The 2,669-nt window shown below is 64.7% G+C and carries 3 protein-coding genes; all 3 read left to right on the forward strand.

Going from position 1 to position 2,669, the window contains the following annotated elements; all coding sequences use genetic code 11:
* The coding region (locus AC16JP_RS05125; RefSeq protein ID WP_484339529.1) for a sugar phosphate isomerase/epimerase family protein at nt 1-281 on the forward strand (281 nt) is incomplete at its 5' end.
* Between the two features lie 94 nt (nt 282-375).
* On the forward strand, nt 376-1,002 hold the full coding sequence (locus tag AC16JP_RS05130) for a gluconate 2-dehydrogenase subunit 3 family protein (RefSeq protein WP_484339530.1): 627 nt from the start codon (nt 376-378) through the stop codon (nt 1,000-1,002).
* A 15-nt stretch (nt 1,003-1,017) separates the two neighbouring features.
* A partial coding sequence (locus AC16JP_RS05135; RefSeq protein ID WP_484339531.1) for a GMC oxidoreductase occupies nt 1,018-2,669 on the forward strand: 1,652 nt, incomplete at its 3' end.

The raw sequence follows: 2,669 nt of genomic DNA on the forward strand, positions 1-2,669 counted from the left end.
GTTCCTATTCCGGCTGGGCGGAACGGCCGGGGCGGTTCCGCTCGCTTGGCGACGGGCAGGTCGATTTCGGCGGAATCTTCACCCGGCTTGCGCACCATGGCTATGACGGCTGGGCGGTGCTGGAATGGGAATGCGCCTACAAGCATCCCGAACAGGGCGCCGCAGAAGGCGCGCCCTTCATCGCGCGCCACATGATCCGCAAGGCCGACAAGGCGTTCGACGACTTCGCCGGTGGCGCCACCGACGCCGCGCTGATCCGCGACGTGCTGGGCCTGTCGTGAAAACCGATAGGCCAGAAGCCGGTGGCCAGCATATGGTGTATTGGCTAACGTGGAAATCGATTACCCCATCTACCGATGTCACGGAGTGATGTTCATGCCTGACCTTTCCGTTCTTGATCGGCGTGCGCTGCTCGGCCGTGCGGCGTTGTTGCTGGGCGTCCCGGCCTCGGCCGGATTTGGCGCCACGGCATTGGCGCAAGCCGCCGGGAAGACGAAGCCGTCGCTCGCTCCGCCGGTTTTCGCATTGCTGAGTGCGGTTGCCGACACGATCATTCCCGTGACCGACACACCGGGCGCCGTCGATGCGCGCGTTCCGGCGCTGTTCGACGGGCTGCTGGTCAACTGGGCGTCGGCCGATCGCCGGACAGAATTGCTGGGCGCACTTTCCCGCATCGATCAGGCCGCGCAAAGCCAGCATGGGGCGGCGTTCGCCAAGCTTGCCCTCGAAGCGCGCAACAGCTTCCTTGCCGCCTATGACGCCGAAGCGATGAAGCCCGCCTCGCAAGGCCCGAAAGCGCGCGTCGGCCTGTTGTCGCTCGGCGCCGGCAGCGCCACGACCGACCCCGGCTATGCCAAGCTGAAGGAACTGGTGCTGATCCTCTACTATAATTCCGAGATCGCGCTGACCAGGGAACTGCATTACGAACATGCGCCCGGCCAGTGGAAGCCGTCGATCCCCATCACCCCTGATACCCGCCCCCAGGGCGGCACCTCGTACTAAGCGGAGGAATTGCGGATGTTTGACGCCATCGTCATCGGTTCAGGCATGAGCGGCGGCATCGCGGCCAAGGAATTGTGCGAGCGCGGCCTGAAGACCCTCGTCATCGAGCGCGGCCGCAAGATCGAGCACGGCGCCGACTACACCGACTGGATGCAGCCCTGGGAAACGCCCAACGCCAACATGATCCCCGAGGATGTGCTGGCGCGCGACTATCCGATCCAGCGGCAATGCTATGCGGTGTCGGCGGCAAACCAGCAGTTCTGGGTAAAAGACAGCGAGCACCCCTACACCACGCCCAAGGACAAGCCCTTCGCGTGGATTCGCGGCTATCATCTGGGCGGGCGCTCGCTGATGTGGGGGCGCCAGTCCTACCGTCTGGCGCCGATGGACTTCGAGGCCAACGTGAAAGACGGGCATGGCACCGACTGGCCGATCCGCTATGACGATCTCGCCCCGTGGTACGATCATATCGAGCGTTTCATCGGCGTTGCCGGATCGCCCGAAGGCCTAGACCAGCTTCCCGACGGTGCTTTTCTGCCGCCTTTCGGCCTGAACGACGCAGAGCTTCTGTTCAAACAGGCGGTCGAAGCGAAGTTCCCCGGCCGCAAGGTCATTCCGGGACGGGCCGCCAACCTGTCGCAGGCGCAGCCGCAACACGAAGAACTGGGGCGATCGAGCTGCCAGAACCGTTCCCTGTGCGAGCGCGGCTGTTCGTATGGCGCCTATCACTCCAGTCTGTCGTCGTCGCTGCCGGCCGCCGAACGCACCGGCAACCTGACGATCGTGACCGACGCCATCGTGCATTCGATCATCCACGACCCGAAAACCGGCAAGGCGACCGGGGTGCGCGTGATCGACAGCAACACGAAAAAGCACCGCACCTATGACGCGAAGGTCATTTTCGGGTGCGCCTCGACGATCGGCACCGCGCAGATCCTGCTGAATTCGAAATCGGATGCCTTCCCGACCGGGCTTGCCAACCGGTCCGACATGGTTGGCCGCAACCTGATGGACCATGTCTATGCGGTGACTGTGGTCGGCGTGCTGCCGGGCGGCCCGAATAGCTATTACCACGGCCGTCGCCCGACCGGCCTTTACATTCCGCGCTTCCGCAACGTCACCGAGAACGGCGATTTCCTGCGCGGCTTCGGATATCAGGGCGCAGTCGTGCGGCCCGGCTGGCGCAGCACCCTGCTGGGCAGCCCCGGCATCGGAGCAGACTTGAAAAAGCGCGGCCGGACGCTGGCCCCCTGGACAATCGCGTTGGGCGGCTTCGGCGAAATGCTGCCCAACCCCGACAACCGCGTGACCCTGTCCAACCAGACCGACAAGTGGGGCATGCCGATCGTCCACATCGACTGTGCGATGGGCGAAAACGAACACAAGATCGCCGAACAGATCGTCGTCGATGCAAAGGCGATGATCGAGGCAGCGGGCGCCGTCGTGCTGTCGACGGCCACCAAGCCGGGTGTGCCGGGCCTCGGCATCCACGAGATGGGCACCGCGCGCATGGGCAGGGATCCGAAGACATCGGTGCTGAACGGGTTCAACCAGGCGCACGACGTGCCGAACCTGTTCATCACCGACGGTTCGGCAATGGCGTCGTCGGCGTGCCAGAACCCGTCGCTGACCTATATGGCGCTGTCGGCCCGCGCCGCCGACCATGC

Source organism: Sandaracinobacteroides sp., from assembly GCF_057137845.1.

Bases quoted from the DNA above. Each gene is read 5' to 3' on its own strand.
- AC16JP_RS05130 (WP_484339530.1), top strand. From the start codon at position 376: ATGCCTGACCTTTCCGTTCTTGATCGGCGTGCGCTGCTCGGCCGTGCG.